General features: G+C 37.5%; 12 protein-coding genes. 3 read left to right on the plus strand and 9 right to left on the minus strand.

Translation table 11 applies throughout. The features are described from left to right. Positions 1-61: 61 nt before the first annotated feature. The 7 genes from ilvC to gltB form a co-directional block, all read right to left on the minus strand. Entirely contained in the window at positions 62-1,564 is a 1,503-nt protein-coding gene (gene ilvC, locus KAOT1_RS15060) for a ketol-acid reductoisomerase (RefSeq protein ID WP_007095714.1), read from the minus strand. A 134-nt stretch (positions 1,565-1,698) separates the two neighbouring features. Then, on the minus strand, positions 1,699-2,229 hold the full coding sequence (ilvN, locus tag KAOT1_RS15065) for an acetolactate synthase small subunit (protein ID WP_007095715.1): 531 nt from the start codon (positions 2,227-2,229) through the stop codon (positions 1,699-1,701). A 1-nt stretch (position 2,230) separates the two neighbouring features. Then, the gene (ilvB, locus tag KAOT1_RS15070; RefSeq protein ID WP_007095716.1) at positions 2,231-3,964 is read right to left on the minus strand and encodes a biosynthetic-type acetolactate synthase large subunit; all 1,734 of its coding nucleotides are present in this window, start codon (positions 3,962-3,964) and stop codon (positions 2,231-2,233) included. A gap of 131 nt (positions 3,965-4,095) precedes the next feature. Beyond that, the gene (ilvD, locus tag KAOT1_RS15075; RefSeq protein WP_007095717.1) at positions 4,096-5,775 is read right to left on the minus strand and encodes a dihydroxy-acid dehydratase; all 1,680 of its coding nucleotides are present in this window, start codon (positions 5,773-5,775) and stop codon (positions 4,096-4,098) included. 2 nt (positions 5,776-5,777) lie between these two features. After that, a complete protein-coding gene (locus KAOT1_RS15080) occupies positions 5,778-6,671 on the minus strand; it encodes a branched-chain amino acid transaminase (RefSeq protein WP_007095718.1) in 894 nt (297 codons plus the stop codon). Positions 6,672-7,485: 814 nt separating this feature from the next. Further along, positions 7,486-8,952 carry a glutamate synthase subunit beta gene (locus KAOT1_RS15085; RefSeq protein ID WP_007095720.1) on the minus strand — a complete coding sequence of 489 codons (1,467 nt, stop codon included), beginning with the start codon at positions 8,950-8,952 and terminating at the stop codon, positions 7,486-7,488. A 3-nt stretch (positions 8,953-8,955) separates the two neighbouring features. Further along, positions 8,956-13,458, minus strand: coding sequence for a glutamate synthase large subunit (gene gltB / locus KAOT1_RS15090; RefSeq protein WP_007095721.1), 4,503 nt, complete (start codon positions 13,456-13,458; stop codon positions 8,956-8,958). 436 nt (positions 13,459-13,894) lie between these two features. Here gltB and KAOT1_RS15095 point away from each other — a divergent pair, with 436 nt between their 5' ends. The 3 genes from KAOT1_RS15095 (at position 13,895) to KAOT1_RS15105 (ending at position 17,067) form a co-directional block, all read left to right on the plus strand. Then, entirely contained in the window at positions 13,895-14,881 is a 987-nt protein-coding gene (locus KAOT1_RS15095) for an outer membrane beta-barrel protein (RefSeq protein ID WP_007095722.1), read from the plus strand. A 34-nt stretch (positions 14,882-14,915) separates the two neighbouring features. Continuing rightward, positions 14,916-16,223 (plus strand): ammonium transporter, encoded by a 1,308-nt coding sequence (locus KAOT1_RS15100; protein WP_007095723.1) that lies wholly within the window; start codon positions 14,916-14,918, stop codon positions 16,221-16,223. Positions 16,224-16,359: 136 nt separating this feature from the next. After that, positions 16,360-17,067, plus strand: a complete 708-nt coding sequence (locus KAOT1_RS15105) for a hypothetical protein (protein ID WP_007095724.1) — start codon at positions 16,360-16,362, stop codon at positions 17,065-17,067. A 76-nt stretch (positions 17,068-17,143) separates the two neighbouring features. Here the strand turns inward: KAOT1_RS15105 and KAOT1_RS15110 are convergent, their stop codons facing one another. Next, complete coding sequence (locus tag KAOT1_RS15110; protein WP_007095725.1) at positions 17,144-17,584, minus strand: DUF1761 domain-containing protein; 441 nt, start codon at positions 17,582-17,584, stop codon at positions 17,144-17,146. 73 nt (positions 17,585-17,657) lie between these two features. Beyond that, entirely contained in the window at positions 17,658-18,134 is a 477-nt protein-coding gene (locus tag KAOT1_RS15115; RefSeq protein ID WP_007095726.1) for an acyl-CoA thioesterase, read from the minus strand. Between the last annotated feature and the right edge of the window lie 22 nt (positions 18,135-18,156).

The following is an 18,156-nucleotide window of genomic DNA, read 5'->3' on the forward strand; positions in this document are numbered from 1 at the left end:
AATGAGATTACCGCGCTGTCGCTCGTAAAGACGAATCATCGTTTTTATAAAAAAGCATGTTTTAAACCGCAATAGGCTTTTCATTATTTACCGTTGTTTTGATCGTTTTCATCGCTGTCATGGCTGCTCTGAGTCGTTTTCCAACCGCTTCAATTGGATGATTTCGTATGGCATCATTTACCGCAATTAAGTCTAGATTGTCTACTGCATTTGAGGTTGCAAATGATTTTCCTATCACAGATGTATCAACCGTTTTCATAAAGTCTGTTAGCAACGGTTTTGCTGCATGATCGAACAGATAACAACCATATTCTGCTGTATCTGAAATGACACGATTCATTTCAAATAGTTTTTTTCGTGCGATCGTATTTGCGATTAATGGTAATTCGTGTAATGATTCGTAATAGGCGGAATCTTCAATGATTCCAGCATGCACCATTGTTTCAAATGCCAATTCTACTCCCGATTTTACAAAAGCAACCAACAACACACCATGATCGAAGTATTCTTGCTCCGAGATATGATCGCTGGTTAACGCTGTTTTTTCAAATGCAGTTTCGCCTGTTGCTTCACGCCATTTTAATAGGTTTTTATCGTCATTTGCCCAATCCTCCATCATCGTTTTAGAGAAATGCCCTGAAATAATATCGTCCATATGTTTCTCAAATAATGGTTTCATAATGGTTTTTAATTCCTCAGAAAGTTCAAAAGCTTTCAGTTTTGCAGGATTTGACAAGCGATCCATCATATTGGTAATTCCGCCATGTTTCAGTGCTTCCGTGATCGTTTCCCAACCTAATTGAATGAGTTTTGCTGCATAATTTGCGTCAATTCCATCTGCGACCATTTTATCAAAAGCCAAAATAGAACCTGTTTGCAATACGCCACAAAGAATGGTTTGTTCGCCCATTAAATCACTTTTTACTTCTGCAATGAAAGACGATTCTAGTACACCAGCTCTGTGTCCGCCAGTCGCAACGGCATACGCTTTTGCTTGCGCCCAACCTTTGTTTTCTGGGTCATTTTCTGGATGTACTGCAATTAATGTTGGCACACCAAAACCACGTTTATATTCTTCTCTCACTTCCGTTCCTGGACATTTTGGCGCGACCATGATTACCGTGATATCTTCGCGAATTTTTGTGCCTTCTTCAACAATATTGAAACCGTGCGAATAGCTTAGTGTAGCACCTTTTTTCATTAACGGCATTACGGCTTTTACAACGTTGGTATGTTGCTTGTCTGGTGTAAGGTTTAGTACCAAATCGGCTTCAGGAATGAGTTGTTTGTAAGTTCCAACTTTAAAACCGTGCGATGTTGCATTTTGGTATGAGTTGCGTTCTTCGTCAATGGCAGCTTGTCGCAACGCATACGAAATGTCCAAACCAGAATCGCGCATGTTTAATCCTTGGTTCAGTCCTTGTGCGCCACATCCGACAATGACGATTTTTTTGCCTTTGAGTGCGTTGACACCTTCTGTAAACTCAGAAGCATCCATAAATCTACATTTTCCTAATTGTGCTAATTGTTCTCGTAATGATAGTTTGTTGAAATAATTTGACATTTTTCTATGTTTTTGATATTAGAGTCAAGAATCTAGAGCCTAGATTTTTTTACTCTTATGTTTTTTACTGTTTTTCGTTATTTGTGATTTGTTTGATTTCGTCTAGAATTCTGACTCAAACATCTGGTTCTATTTTAATAATTGATCGCTTCTAGTATTTTTGATATTTTCATTTCCTCTTTAGAGACTGCAATACGTCCTGAACGTGTAAATTGCATGATTCCAAAACCGCTGAGTTCTCTATATAGCAATTCTATTTCTTCTTTACGTCCCGATTTTTCTAAGACAAAGAATTGTTTGTTTACTGTGACAATTCTCGCATTGTTATCTATGATAATGTTTTGAATTTGTTGCTCATTAAATAATAAGTCTGATTTCATTTTGAAAATGCACGATTCCTGATACACGATTTCTTCTTCGGTATGATAATACGCTTTGATGACTTCGACTTGTTTTTCTATTTGACCGATGATTTTTTTCATTTGTTCTTCTGTCAAATTCACTACAATAGTCCATTTTGAAACATTTTCTATTTCAGAAACCGACGAATTGATACTTTCTATATTGATGTGTCTTCGTTGAAAGATCGCTGAAATTCTATTCAACAATCCGATGTTATTTTCAGTATATACCGAAACCGTAAATTGTTTGCTTGTTGTTTCCATATTAACTCAATCTTATGTCTGAAACCGATGCTCCTGTTGGAATCATTGGAAATACGTTATCTTCTTTTTCTACACATACTTCAAGGAAGTAGGCTTCTTTGCTTTGCATCATTTCTTGTACCGCTTCCGCTAATTCGTCTCGTTTAGTGACACGTCGTGCATTTAAATGATAGCCTTTTGCGATTGCTACAAAATCGGGATTCGTCATTTCGGTAGAAGCATAACGTTTGTCAAAAAACAGCTGTTGCCACTGACGCACCATTCCTAAGAATTCGTTATTTAACACCACAATTTTTACCGCAGCTTTTTGCTGAAAGATGGTTCCTAATTCCTGAATGGTCATTTGGTAACCGCCATCGCCACAGATACAAACTACTTCACGATCGGGCGCAGCCATTTTCGCTCCAATGGCGGCTGGCAAACCAAATCCCATCGTTCCCAATCCGCCAGAAGTAATATTGCTTTTTGACTGATTGAAGTTTGCATAACGACAGGCAATCATTTGATGCTGACCGACATCAGAAACGATTGCGGCTTCGCCTTTGCTTTGTATGTTGATTTCTTTCATTACTTCTCCCATTGTCAATCCTTCTTTGGTTGGATGCAAGTCATTTTTTATAACTTTTTCATATTCAATCGCGTATAAATCGTCGAATGCACGTTTCCACACATTGTGCGATTTTTTATGAATTAATGGTAAAATAGCTTTTAAACTCACTTTTGCATCACCTAAAACTGCGACATCTGTTTTTACATTTTTATCAACTTCTGCAGGATCAATTTCGAAATGAATGATTTTGGCTTGTTTGGCATAGGTTGCTAAATTTCCTGTGACACGATCATCGAAACGCATTCCAATCGCAATTAATACATCACATTCATTGGTTAATACATTCGGTGCATAGTTTCCGTGCATTCCTACCATTCCTACATTTAACGGATGTTCGGTTGGAATTGCAGAAACGCCCAAAATCGTCCATGCAGCAGGAATTCCTGCTTTTTCAATAAAGGCTTTAAATGCTGCTTCGGCTTTGCCCAAAATCACACCTTGTCCCCAAACTACCATTGGCTTTTTCGCGTTATTTATCAATTCTGCGGCAGCGCTCAAAGCATTTTTATCCGTTTCAGGTATCGCTTTGTAACTGCGAACTCCTGTGCATTTTTTATACGAAAAGTCAAATTCTTCAAATTGAGCATCTTTGGTAATGTCGATTAAAACTGGACCTGGACGACCACTTCTAGCAATATAAAATGCTTTTGCCATGACTTCTGGAATTTCAGAAGCTTTCGTAATTTGATGATTCCACTTAGTGACTGGCGTAGAGATTCCGACAATATCAGTTTCTTGAAATGCATCACTTCCTAGTAAATGCGAAGCGACTTGTCCTGTGATACATACCATTGGTGTAGAGTCTATTTGTGCATCGGCAATTCCTGTGATTAAATTTGTTGCTCCTGGACCAGACGTTGCTATTGCGACTCCAACTTCTCCAGAGATTCTCGCGTATCCTTGCGCGGCATGTGTTGCACCTTGTTCATGACGCGTTAATACGTGATGAATTTGATCTTGACATTTGTATAATTCGTCATATACTGGCATGATGGCACCGCCAGGATATCCGTATAGTGTCTTTACACCTTCTGCCAACAAACATTTGATGATCGCTTCGCTTCCTGAGAGACGTTCTGTTTGTGGTTGTGTTTTTTGTTGTTTTTGTATGGTTTTTGTTTCCATAATTCTAATTTTTTAATGCCTTTCGATTTTCAAATACATCTCGACTGCGCTCGATGTGACAAACTGATGATGAGATTCCCGCTTTCGTTTCGACTGCGCTCAACGTTCGCGCGGGAATGACGAATTTTATACTAAAATTCATCAGTTACGCAACCTTTGGATGCAGATGAAACTGTTTTTGCATATTTGTATAATACACCGCGTTCAAATTTGAGTTCGGGTGCTTTCCATTGTTTTTTACGTTCTTGAAGTTCTTCGTTTGAAACTTCTAATTGTATCGTATTCGTTTCTGCATCAATGGTAATGATATCGCCATCTTTTACTAAAGCAAGTGTTCCGCCTTCTTGTGCTTCTGGCGTGATGTGTCCGACGACAAAACCGTGTGTTCCTCCAGAAAAGCGTCCATCAGTAATTAATGCAACATCTTTTCCTAAACCTGCACCCATGATTGCTGCTGTTGGCTTTAGCATTTCTGGCATTCCTGGTCCGCCTTTTGGTCCTTCATACCGAATGACGACGACGTCTCCTTTTTGCACTTTTCCATCACGAATTCCGTCATTGGCTTCGTATTCACCTTCAAATACTTTTGCTTTTCCAGAGAATTTTAAACCTTCTTTTCCTGTGATTTTTGCCACGCTTCCTTCACTTGCTAGGTTTCCATAAAGCATGCGTAAGTGTCCTGATATTTTTATTGGATTTTCCACAGGTTTGATGACATCTTGACCTTCTGTTAAGTCATCGACATCTAATAAATTTTCTGCCATTGTTTTTCCCGTAACCGTTAAACAATCGCCATGAAGCAATCCTTTTTTGAGTAAATATTTTAATACCGCAGGAATTCCGCCGACAGCGTGTACGTCTTCCATTAAGTATTTTCCACTAGGTTTTAAGTCTGCCAAAAACGGCGTTTCATCGCTTATTTCTTGAAAGTCTTTGAGTGTGAAATCAATTTGTGCAGCTCTGGCAATTGCTAAGAAGTGTAATACTGCATTGGTTGATCCGCCCAAAATTGTTACTAAACGAACTGCATTTTCCAAAGATTTTCGAGTAATAATGTCTGATGGTTTGATATCTTTTTCTAACAAAACACGCATTGCTTCGCCCGCCGCAACCGATTCTTGTTTTTTAGCATCGCTCAACGCAGGATTTGATGAATTGAATGGTAATGTCATTCCCAATGCTTCTATAGCAGAAGCCATGGTGTTTGCGGTGTACATTCCGCCACAAGCACCAGCACCTGGACACGCTTTTTCAACAATGTTTTGGTATTCTGTTTCGTCCATAGTTCCTGCAACTTTGCTTCCCCAAGCTTCAAAAGCAGAAACAACATCGAGTTTTTTTCCGTTGTGACAACCAGAATCAATGGTTCCGCCATAGACTAAGATACTTGGGCGATTTAGGCGAATCATTGCCATTAGTGCGCCTGGCATGTTTTTGTCACAACCAACAACCGTGATTAATCCGTCATAACTCATTGCTTGCACTACCGTTTCCATAGAATCGGCAATGATATCGCGTGAAGGCAATGAATAACGCATTCCTGGTGTTCCCATGGAGATTCCATCACTTACGCCAATTGTATTGAAAATAAGTCCGACAACCTCCTCATTTTTTGTTCCTTGTTTTGCCAGTTTTGCCAGATCGTTTAGGTGCATGTTGCACGGATTTCCTTCGTAACCTGTACTTGCAATTCCGATGATGGGTTTGAAAAAGTCTTCTTTCGTTAATCCAATGGCATGCAACATGGCTTGTGCCGCAGGTTGCGTAGGATCTTGTGTGACTGTTTTGCTGTATTTATTGAGATTGTTCATATTTATACTGCTTCTGATAGTTTTTTGGAGCGTTCGCAAAGCACTTCTTTTTGGTATAATTTCATGAGTTTGTAACCGAGAGACGCTTCCCACGAAAGTGGAAAATGATAGTCATCTAATGATTTTAGTCCAACTACTTCTGCCGCCGTTCCTGTAAAGAATGCGCTGTCTGCTTGTTTTAGCTCGGCTAGCGTAAAGTGTTTTTCTTCTACAGAGAAACCTTCTTCTTTACAGATTTCAATAATGGTAGATCGGGTGATTCCTGCCATGATGTGTCCTCGTTTTGGCGTGTAGAGTTTGCCATTTTTTTCCATAAATACGTTGGCTCCAGAACATTCTGCTACGTTTCCGTTCATGTCTAGCAATAATGCTTCGTCGTAACCTGCATTTTTGGCTTCGTTGGTAGAGAGAATGGAGTTTGTATAATGTCCTGTGACTTTGGCTTCTACGAAACATGATTTCGGATTTGGACGTTCAAAGCGAGAGGTTTTTACTTTGAGAAGTTTGTCGCCCATGTATTTTCCCCATTCCCAACATTGGATTGTGAGTACAGATTCGTCTGATGTGAGTAAACTCATGTTTGAACCTGTGGTTAGTATTGGACGAATGTATGCGTCTTGTAGGTTGTTTTTTTCTAGTAATTGGTAGGTGATGTTTACTAATTCTTCAATTGTGTGATTGAACGGAATTCCCATGACCTCAGCACCATATTTTAGGCGTTCGTAATGTTCGGTTGCTTTGAAAATTTTTGTACCAAATTTAGTTTTGTATGCTCTGATTCCTTCAAATACACCATTTCCGTAGTGTAATGCTTGACTGTATAGGTTTCCAGAAGCTTTTTCTGGATGCATAAAGGTACCATTGTGGTAAATGATGCTGTTTTCTTTGTAATACATTGTTAGTGTTATTATGATTCGAATTTAAATTATTGTGTTTCTTTTTTGAATTCAGTTTTGGAATTTCACCTAAAACCAATTGTTAATTTATTTATTTATTTATCTGATTTTTAAAGTTTTACACTTTATCAAATACAATGTTCAACTTGCTGTTTTTTTAATGTGTTTTTTGTTCTTTGTTCTTTGTTTTTCGTCGTTTCTATTGTTTTTTTGATTTTTTACCAAAACAAAAAGCCTGTATCAATTGTGATACAGGCTTTTTGTTTTATATAGCAAATCGTATCAACTCAGGTGGAGTTCATAATAATAATGACGATGATGCTAATTATGGTTTTGTTCATTGTTTTGTTTTTTATAACGTCATTCTGAACTTGATTCAGAATCCCATAAAACTGGGTTTTTATTGTGATGAGCAACCGAATCAAGTTCGGTTTGACGAAATTTTAACTTCATATTTTGAAATCCCGCTTTTCAACGGGATTATTTCAATTCACACTTTTAGTGTGTGATTTGAAATAAAAAAGCCTTCCCGATAAAGGAAGGCTTTGTAAATTTTATAGTGAAATTATATAGCATTCCTTATCGTTGTGAGCGAATCACAATGACATTGATAGAAATGATATTTATAATTTGTTTGTTCATTTGTTAGATCAAATATTGTAAAAGTTTTTTTGTATTCCTAATTTATGGTTGAAAAATGTTGTTGGTTTTTCTGTGTTTGCAGTAGAGTAAAGTAAGTTGGATTGTAAATCCATAACACTTACTTCTAATGAAATATGCAAAATTTTGAAAATTGTTAACGTTTATATTAAAGCTAAACCCGCGGCAAATCACTATCATCTTTCAATGGCAAATTAGAGCTTCCCATTAAATATGCATCTACATGATGTGCAGCTTGGCGACCTTCTGAAATTGCCCAAACGATTAACGATTGTCCTCTGCGCATGTCACCCGCCGTGAATATTCCTGATTGATTGGTTGCATAGTTTTTGGTGGTTGCTTTGATGTTGCTTCTGAAATCCATTTCGAGTTCAAAGGCTTCTGCCAATGTTTTTTCGGCTCCTGTGAAACCTAAAGCGAGTAATACTAAATCGCAATCCCAATGTTTTTCTGTATTTGGAATTTCTTTGAGTTGCGGTCGTTCGCCTTCTTTGAGAATCCATTCGACTTCTACGGTTTTTAATCCTGTGAGATTTCCATTGACATCGCTTACAAATTTCTTAGTGGAAATACTAAAAAAACGCTCTACACCTTCTTGGTGTGATGATGTTTCTTTGAGTTTCATAGGCCAATACGGCCACGGTTGATGCGCAGGACGACCAATAGTTGGTTTGTTTAAGATTTCAAAATTTATGACTGATATTGCGCCATGACGATTGCTCGTACCAATACAATCTGAACCTGTATCGCCACCGCCAATGACGATTACTTTTTTTCCTTTCGCTGAGATAATTTCATCAAAATTGCGCAAACCATCAACATATTGATTATTCTGTTTTAAGAAATCCATTGCTTGGTGAACGCCTTTTGCATCTGCGCCATCAACAGGAATCGTTCTTCTTACCGTTGCGCCTCCACAAAGTAATATTGCGTCAAAGTCTTTTTTGAGTTGATTTGCTTCTATATTTACACCAACATGCGCATTTGTTTTGAATGTAATTCCCTCTTCTTCTAACACTTGAATACGGCGATCAATGACATTTTTCTCCATTTTGAAATCTGGAATTCCGTAGCGTAATAATCCGCCTACTTTTCCATCACGTTCAAAAACAGTAACGTTGTGACCTGCACGATTGAGTTGTTGTGCCGCCGCCAAACCTGCTGGACCAGAACCAATGATTGCGACTGATTTTTCAGTGCGTACTTTTGGTGGTTTTGCCACAATCCAGCCTTCCGCAAAAGCGGTTTCTACAATATTTTTTTCAATGTTTTCAATACTTACAGGATCTTCATTGATTCCTAATACGCAGGCTTCTTCACACGGCGCAGGACATAAACGACCTGTGAATTCTGGAAAGTTGTTGGTTTTGTGTAATATTTCTGCCGCTTCTTTCCATTTTCCGCGATACACTTTATCATTGAAATCTGGAATGAGATTTCCGAGCGGGCAACCACTGTGACAAAACGGAATACCGCAATCCATACAACGTGCGCCTTGCTCTTGAAGTTTTTCTTCTTTTAGCGCAATGGTAAATTCTTTGTAATTTTTTATTCGTTCTGACGGAACTTGATACGCTTCATCCTGACGTTTGTATTCTAAAAATCCTGTTATTTTTCCCATGTGTTACGCTGTTTGAAGTTGTTCTTGTGCTAATCGTACTAATGCTTTTCGGTATTCTTCTGGAAGCACTTTTATGAATTTTGGAAGATAGTCTTCCCAATTGTCTAGTATTCGTTTTGCTAACGGACTCGATGTTGCTTGATAATGATTTTTGATGAGTTGTTTTAGTTGCGTTTCGTCTTCTTCTAATTCAATCGCATCAATATTTAAACTTTCTGAATTACAGTGTTGGAAAAAAGTATCGTCTTCCGCTAAAACATACGCGATTCCGCCACTCATTCCTGCGCCAAAATTGCGTCCAACTTGCCCAAGAATTACGGCAATTCCGCCTGTCATGTATTCGCATCCATGATCGCCAATGCCTTCTACAACCGCTTTTGCTCCTGAGTTTCGCACACAAAAACGTTCTCCAGCTTTTCCATTGATGTAAACTTCTCCAGAAGTTGCTCCGTATAAGGTGACATTTCCTGTGATGACATTGTCTTCAGGAATAATTGTCGAAGCTGAAGGAACTTTTATAATGAGTTTTCCACCAGATAAGCCTTTTCCCAGATAATCATTCGTGTTTCCGTGAACTGTCATGCGAATTCCTTTGGTAGCAAACGCACCAAAGCTTTGTCCTGCAGCGCCTTTAAAATCTATGTTTATCGTATCTTCTGGCAAACCTTCTGCACCGTATATTTTGGAGATTTCATTACTTACAATTGCACCAACAGCTCTATCAATATTCGTAATATTAAGATTTAAATCTGTTCGTTGTCTTCTAAATAATGCTTGATGTGCTTGCTTGATGATTTTGAAATCTAAGTGTGTTTCTAAGTTGTGATCTTGCTTTTCTGTATTGTATAGTTTTACATCGTCTGAAACTTCTACTTTGTGTAGAATTGGTGTTAAATCGATTCCCGAAGCTTTGTAATGTTCAATCGCTTTGTTTCGGTTGAGTTTTTGTACTTGTCCAACCATTTCATTGACTGTTTTGAAACCTAGTTTTGCCATGATTTCTCGTAATTCTTGCGCTACGAAATACATGTAATTGACAACATGTTCTGGTTTTCCTTTGAATTTTTTTCGCAGGACAGGATTTTGTGTTGCAATTCCGACAGGACAGGTATTTAAGTGGCAAACTCGCATCATTATACAACCTGAAGCTACTAATGGTGCTGTGGCAAAACCGAATTCTTCTGCGCCTAGCAAACAGGCAATCGCAACATCGCGTCCCGTTTTTAATTGTCCGTCACATTCTAAGACAATTCGGTTACGCAAATCGTTCATTACTAAGGTTTGTTGCGCTTCTGCGATTCCTAATTCCCACGGTAAGCCAGCATGTTTTAAGGAAGTTAAAGGAGAAGCGCCTGTTCCGCCATCAAAACCAGAGATTAAAACGACATCTGCTTTTGCTTTGGCAACTCCGGCAGCAACAGTTCCAACACCAACTTCTGAAACCAATTTTACATTGATGCGCGCTTCTCGATTGGCTGATTTTACATCATAAATTAATTGTGATAAGTCTTCAATGGAATAGATATCGTGATGCGGTGGCGGCGAAATGAGCCCGACATACGGTGTAGAGTTTCGTGTTTTTGCGATTTGCGGATTTACTTTTGGTCCAGGCAATTGTCCGCCCTCTCCAGGTTTTGCTCCTTGTGCGATTTTGATTTGAATTTCGTTTGCGCTTGTGAGATAATTTGAAGTGACACCAAAACGTCCAGAAGCGACTTGTTTGATCGCGGAGTTTTTCCAGTCACCTTGCGAGCTTTTGTAGAAGCGTTCTTGGTCTTCTCCACCTTCACCAGAGTTTGATTTTCCACCGATTCTGTTCATGGCAATCGCTAAGTTTTCATGCGCTTCTTTGCTGATAGATCCGTACGACATAGCACCTGTTTTGAATCGTTTTACAATTTCCGTCCACGGTTCTACTTCTTCAAGCGGAATTGGATCGTATTGATCGAATTCAAACAAACCTCTGATAGTCATCAAACTTTTTGATTGATTGTTGACTAATGCTGAATATTCTTTAAAAGTAGATGCTTTGTTGGTTCGTACCGATTCTTGTAGTTTGGCAACCGTTAACGGATTGAATACGTGTTTTTCTTGTCCGCGTCGCCATCTGTATTCGCCACCAACTTCAATGTCTGCGTTGACTTCATTGACTTGAAATGCTTTTTTGTGACGTTTTACGATTTCTTGTTCTATTTCGCGCAAGCCAATTCCTTGTATGCGTGTGGGTGTGTTTGGAAAGTATTTTTTGACTGTGGTCGAATTGATTCCGATGCATTCAAATAGTTGTGATCCACGATAGGAGTTTAGTGTTGAGATTCCGATTTTGTTCATCACTTTTAGAATTCCTTTCCCGACTGCTTTGTTGTAATTTTTAATCGCCGCCAAATATTCTAATTCTGTAATGTCACCATTAATTACTTGTTTTTCTACGATTTCATTGACGATATACGGATTTACCGCGCTTGCTCCAAAACCAAATAGTAAGGCAAAATGATGCACTTCCCGTGGTTCGGCTGATTCTATTATCAGACTTATTTTTGAACGTTTTTTGAGCTTATGCAACGCGTGATTTAGATAGGAACATGCCAGTAATGCTGGAATTGGCGCGTGTTTTTCATCTACATATCTATCCGAAAGGATAATAATATTTGCGCCATTATCAATTGCCTTAGAAGCTTTGTGCATGAGGTTTTCTAAGGCAATTTCGAGTTCGTTTAATCCACGATTTACCTCATATAACATCGAAATGGATTCTACTTTAAAATTAGGATTGCTATCGTAGTTTCTGATTTTGTCTAAGTCATGTTTGGAAATGACAGGGTTCTGAATTTTTAGTTTTTTACAGTGTTCCGCATTGATATCAAAAAGATTTACATCGCTTCCAAGCGTCAAACTGATGTCTGTGATTAATTCTTCACGAACACCATCTAACGGCGGATTCGTTACTTGGGCAAATAGTTGTTTGAAATAGTTGTAGATGAGTTGTGGTCTTTCCGACAGAATCGCGATTGGTGTATCGCTTCCCATAGAACCGATCGGTTCTTTTGCCAATTGTGCCATGGGACGAATGATGGTGTTTAAATCTTCTTGCGTGTACCCAAATACAACTTCGCGTTTTTTGAGCTCGATTTCGTCATATTTAATCGGTCCTTTTTTTGCTGAAATATCGCGTAAATGCACTAAGTTTTCGTTCAACCATTTTCGGTACGGATGTTTGGCAGCAATGGTTTCCTTGATTTCTTCATCGTTAACAATTCGACCTTCATTCATATTTACCAAAAACATTTTTCCAGGTTCTAATCGCCCGTGAAATGCTACATTTTCTGGTTTTATATCCACCACTCCAGTTTCTGACGACATGATAACATTTCCGTGTTTGGTAACCGTATATCGCGACGGACGCAATCCGTTTCTATCTAAAACGGCTCCGATGTAATTTCCATCGGTAAACGGAATTGATGCTGGTCCATCCCAAGGTTCCATCAAGCAAGAATTGTATTCGTAAAAGGCTTTTTTAGCATCCGACATGTTTGGGTTTTTCTCCCAAGCTTCGGGCACTAACATCATCATGGCTTCTGGCAACGAACGACCTGTCATGAGTAATAATTCTACCACCATATCTAAGGTTGCAGAATCTGATTTTCCTTTTAAGATTGTTGGAATTATTTTTTTGATGTCTTCGCCAAACAACGGACTTTTCATGATTTCTTCCCTTGAAAACATTCTGGAAACATTTCCGCGAAGTGTATTTATTTCTCCATTATGACAGATGTATCTGAAAGGTTGCGCCAAATCCCACGTGGGAAATGTATTGGTTGAAAAACGTTGATGTACTAATGCCAAACGTGTATCTAAATCGGCATCAAATAAATCTAGATAATATTCATTGATATGTTCTGGCTTGAGCAAACCTTTGAAAATAATGATTTTCGTTGATAAGCTTGGTACGTAAAAGAACTTAGATTCTGAAAGTTTGGAATCATATATAATATGTTCCGTGATTTTTCGAGCGGCAAATAGTTTGAGCTTGAAGTCTACATCCGATTGTTTTGCATCTGATTTTCCGATGAATAGTTGTTTTACAAAAGGTTCAGTTTCTTTGGCAATTTCGCCCAAAACTTTACTATTTACAGGCACATTTCTCCATCCAATTAATTCCAGACCTTGCTTTTTTATTTCTGCCTCAAATACATTGATACAATATTCGCGTTGATTATTTTTCTGTGGAAGAAATACATTGCTTACGGCATATTCACCAAGATTTGGCAATATAAAGTCGCAAGATTTTTCAAAGAATTTATGCGGAATGTCTATTAAAATACCTGCACCATCGCCTGTAACTCCATCGGCACTAACGGCGCCACGATGTTCAAGTTTTACTAAAATTTCAAGTGCTTTGTGAATGATATCATTAGAACGTTTTCCTGTTAAACTACATATAAATCCTGCGCCGCAATTGTCGTGTTCAAATTCTGGTAAATAGAGTCCTTGTTTCTTAAGCATCATCAGATAATTTTAGGTTTTTTTACACCTTTATTTATTGTCTAATATAGAAGCAAGAATTTTATAATAAAAAAAGCCGAAACACTTTTTCTAAATCCGTAATTAAAGCCTTTTTAAATGAAGAATTATCAATTTAAAGCTTAATTTTTACGAAAAATACAACTCGATTAATTTTAAAATTAAATGTTAAATTTTGCGAAAACGTTTGCGAAATTATTCAATTTTTAAAATATCATTATCAATTTAACTAAAAAGCTACATATTCTTCAAAATTTGAATTATCAATTTTATAAAAAATTCAATAAAAAAAAGTAAACCCTAAAAAATATAGGGTTCAAATTTTAAAAATGATAAAAATTATAATTTTAACCCTATTTTTTTATAGGTGTAAATTTAATTTGTATAGTTTTGAGAGCAACTAACTAACAATTTTGAATTTATGAAAAACTTTTTTGCATGCTTGTTGCTTTTCACAACTTTTACGTTGAGTGCACAAGAAAAAACCGAAATCCCTAAAAAAAAATTCACTTTTGGCGGAAGTTTAGATGCTTACTACCGAACCAACTTTACAGCTCCTAATGATGACAATCAAATTGCGCCCGCAACTTCATTTGCAGATACTGCTGGTTTCTCTTTAGGAATGGCAAATATTATTGCTTCTTACGAGAAAGGAAAAATTGGAGGTGTCGCCGATTTGGTTTTTGGACCACGTGGAGAAGCTGCAAGCGCCACTGTAATTAATCAGTTGTTTGCTTATTACAACATTAGCGAAAACACGAAATTGACTATTGGTAAATTCAATACATTTTTAGGATATGAGGTAATTTCTCCAACAGGAAATTTTAATTATAGTACTTCTTATTTGTTTTCAAACGGACCTTTTTCACATACAGGTTTGAAAGCCGATTTCACCCTTTCGGAAGATTTTAGCTTGATGCTTGGTGTTTTTAATCAGACTGATGTTACGGAGTTTAATCCTGATGGAAGTTACGCTGTAGGCGCACAATTAGGTTATAAAAGTCAATTCCTGAATTTACTTTATGACAAAGCCGGATTGGGTTTTGAAATAGATTATACAGGTGGTTTTGACGCTTCCGCAGATTTCTATGTTGGAATTAATGCCGCTTTTGCGGATAATGAAGGCGAAGGTTTTTACGGAGCAGCGATTTATCCACAATATAGTGCCACAGAATCTTTAACTGTAGGTTTACGAGGTGAATATTTTCAAACGCAAAGTGATCTTGTGAGTGATGATCCAAGTGTTTTTTCAGTCACATTAACTGGAAGTTATGTAATTGAAGAAGATTTAATCATTAAACCTGAATTTCGATTTGATAGCGGTTCAGAAGATATTTTTATCGACACCGATTTAATGGCAACTAAAAGTTTAGGTTCTTTTGTTTTAGCGGCTATCTACAAATTTTAATCAAACATAATTACTAATAATAAATACCATTATGATGGATAATTTTTTAACCATTTTACCAAATTTCATTACAATTCAAGATGCTACTGCTGTTTCAAGCGAAGATTTAAAAGCAGCAATTGAAGCAATTAATACCGACATGGGAATGTTATGGATGCTACTTTCAGGTATTTTAGTATTCTTTATGCAAGCTGGTTTTACACTTGTAGAATCGGGCATGACACGTTCTAAAAACGCGGTAAACATCGCCATGAAAAACGTTCTTGACATTTGCGTTGGTTCGTTGACTTATTGGCTAGTAGGATATTCTTTGATGTATGGAGATACTTCCAACGGCTGGTTTTTTTGGAGCGGATTGTTTCAAGGAGAAGGCGCTGATTTATTTTTTCAAACTATGTTTGCTGCTACTGCTGCTACTATTGTTTCTGGAGCAATTGCAGGCAGAACAAAATATTCAACGTATATCATTTTCTCTTTAGTGATGACAGCCGTTATTTACCCAATTTCTGGAGGTTGGCAATGGCAAGGCGAAGGCTGGTTAACTGATCTTGGCTTTATTGACTTTGCAGGATCTTCTATTGTACACTCTGTTGGTGGTTGGGCTGCTTTGGTCGCTGCTATTTTAGTAGGACCACGTATTGGAAAGTTTGTAGATGGAAAAGTAATTCCGATTCCTGGACATAATCAAATTATGGCAACTTTGGGTGTATTCATTCTTTGGTTAGGTTGGTTTGGTTTTAATGGTGGATCGCAACTTGCTTGGGGCGGCGCTGATGCCGTTGGCGCTTCAAATGTTGTATTAATTACAAATATTTCTGCTGCGGCAGGCGGTTTGGGAGCGTTAATTACTACATGGATTTGGTATGGAAAACCACATTTGGCACAAACACTTAATGGTGCACTTGCTGGTTTGGTAAGTATTACTGCTGGTTGTGGAAATATGTCTGACGGTGGTGCATTTTTAGCAGGTTTAATTGGTGGTGTTTTAGTCGTATTTTCGATAGAATTTATTGAGAAAAAACTAAAAATTGATGATGCTATCGGAGCCGTTTCCGTACATGGTGTTGTTGGTGCTTGGGGAACAATTGTAATTGGTCTTTGGGGAATTGATGGTGATAAAGGCATTGGACTTTTTAATGGTGGTGGAGCTTCTCAATTAGGTACACAAGCTATTGGCGTTTTGGCGTATGCAGTTTGGGCAATCGTCTTGTCTTTCATTGTGTTATTTACACTTAAGAAAACAATTGGTTTGCGTGTGAGTGCAGAAGTTGAAGAAACAGGACTGGATTTAGCTGAGCACGGAACTATTGCATATCCAGGAAAGCGCGATAGAGGAGAATAATTACTAACAACTTTTACAATTGAAAAAGTCTTCAAAATTTATATTTCGAAGGCTTTTTTGCTTCAATGACGTATCAATCATTAAGGAATGGCATTAAATTTGTACTTTTAGTAGATACAACCATAATAATTCTATCATGAAAAAAATTACATACGTATTCATCTTACTTTTATTTTGCTTTACTACCGTAAATGCACAAGTTTGGAAACAACTGCGCGGTGGTGGAAAAGGAAAAGCTATTTATAATGATAAAGGAACTGTTTGGGTAATTGGCATGGGAAATAGCATTTTTACACATAATGGGCGCTTGTGGAGCGAATATCCTGGTGGCGGAAAAGCCCTAGATATTGCTGTGCATAAAGGTACACCTTATATTATTGGACTGAATAACGGTATTTGGAAAGGAACTGGTTCTGGTTGGGTTCCGATGCCTGGAAATGGACTTGGGAAAAAGATTTATAGTGATAACGGTCAGTTGTGGCTTATCGGATTGAATAATAATGTGTTCTCTTTTGATGGTCGCAATTGGAATTTATATCCAGGACAAGGAAAAGCTGTAGATATTGCCGCACATCGTGGCATTCCCTATATTATTGCAGAAGATGGTAGTATTTGGCGCGGAAACGGCATGGGTTGGATTCAACTTCGCGGTAGAGGAATTGGACAGAAAATAGCATGCGATCAAGATGGAACCGTTTGGGTAATTGGAATTAATAACGGAGTTTTTCGTTACCAAAGAAGTCGTTGGATTGAATATCAAGGCGGCGGAAAAGGATTAGATTTAGCTGTTTTTAGAGGAATTCCGTATGTAATTGGATTGAATCATTCTATCTGGAAAGGATAAGATTAAAAAAATTTATAAAATCAAAAGGTTGTCTGAGAATTAAACTTCTTAGGCAACCTTTTTTATGTGTGATTGTTTATACCCAAGCATTTACAATTCCGCCCATAATGGCAAAAGTTACGATCCAATATCCAACATTTATCAGCATGTATTTGAACGATTTTTGTTCAAAAAGTGCGTTGGTTACTAAAACTGGCATGGCAATAAATAGTGCTACTGAAATTCCGTGTACAACTCCATGACCAAAAGTATGATATCTTGAAACATCTATTCCGTGCAATTCATCTGGCGGAATTCCTCCTGTGACAACCGAATTTACATAGATAAAGAATATAGCAAAAAAAGCTAATACAACGCTGAGTCCAAATCGTAATGGCATTCCTTTTTGAGCTTGTGCTTCGGTAATGCCTGTTTCTTTCATCCAAGCTTTACCAAATAAAGGTCCGTACCACAAAAATCCAATCACGAGTGTAGATAATGCGGCTACAATGAGTGCAATCCAATTTACGTTTTCCATAATATTTGATGTTAGTTACTAAAGTTATTTAGGTGTATTTAAATGTACTTCTTTTTCACTAACAATCAAACAGTTACTCTAAATTCACTGGTTTTTTCCCAAAACGACGTGTATCTTCTTTAGTTAATATTTTAAATGTTTTTGCGCGTGGCACATTGCGTAATGCTTCATTAAATCCATCAGGCAAGCCTATTAATTGACGCGTTTTTAGATCGATCCAAGCACCCATCATTTCACAACTTGCAAAATTTTTTCCATTTACATCATAAAAATTATGAAGAAATTCAAAGAACATTCCGTCTTCACTTAACCCAGCAATTTCCAACGAAACTTTTACAGGTTTTCCAGGAAATGCTTCTTTAAAATAATACATGTGCTCATAAAATACGACAGGACCAATGTTGTTTTTGGCTAATTCTCTCTGTGTGAAGCCGTTTTCAATAAGGAAACCCATGCGTGTATGACTCATGAAATTTATGTAAGCTGAGTTGGCTAAGTGGCGATTTGCATCTAAATCACTCCAACGAATGTCAAATTCTTTAAAATACATTATATTTATTTTTTATTTTCAA

Source organism: Kordia algicida OT-1 (assembly GCF_000154725.1).
Taxonomy (GTDB): domain Bacteria; phylum Bacteroidota; class Bacteroidia; order Flavobacteriales; family Flavobacteriaceae; genus Kordia; species Kordia algicida.

Bases quoted from the DNA above. Each gene is read 5' to 3' on its own strand.
- ilvC (WP_007095714.1), bottom strand. From the start codon at position 1,564: ATGTCAAATTATTTCAACAAACTATCATTACGAGAACAATTAGCACAA.
- ilvN (WP_007095715.1), bottom strand. From the start codon at position 2,229: ATGGAAACAACAAGCAAACAATTTACGGTTTCGGTATATACTGAAAAT.
- ilvB (WP_007095716.1), bottom strand. From the start codon at position 3,964: ATGGAAACAAAAACCATACAAAAACAACAAAAAACACAACCACAAACA.
- ilvD (WP_007095717.1), bottom strand. From the start codon at position 5,775: ATGAACAATCTCAATAAATACAGCAAAACAGTCACACAAGATCCTACG.
- KAOT1_RS15080 (WP_007095718.1), bottom strand. From the start codon at position 6,671: ATGTATTACAAAGAAAACAGCATCATTTACCACAATGGTACCTTTATG.
- KAOT1_RS15085 (WP_007095720.1), bottom strand. From the start codon at position 8,952: ATGGGAAAAATAACAGGATTTTTAGAATACAAACGTCAGGATGAAGCG.
- gltB (WP_007095721.1), bottom strand. From the start codon at position 13,458: ATGATGCTTAAGAAACAAGGACTCTATTTACCAGAATTTGAACACGAC.
- KAOT1_RS15095 (WP_007095722.1), top strand. From the start codon at position 13,895: ATGAAAAACTTTTTTGCATGCTTGTTGCTTTTCACAACTTTTACGTTG.
- KAOT1_RS15100 (WP_007095723.1), top strand. From the start codon at position 14,916: ATGGATAATTTTTTAACCATTTTACCAAATTTCATTACAATTCAAGAT.
- KAOT1_RS15105 (WP_007095724.1), top strand. From the start codon at position 16,360: ATGAAAAAAATTACATACGTATTCATCTTACTTTTATTTTGCTTTACT.
- KAOT1_RS15110 (WP_007095725.1), bottom strand. From the start codon at position 17,584: ATGGAAAACGTAAATTGGATTGCACTCATTGTAGCCGCATTATCTACA.
- KAOT1_RS15115 (WP_007095726.1), bottom strand. From the start codon at position 18,134: ATGTATTTTAAAGAATTTGACATTCGTTGGAGTGATTTAGATGCAAAT.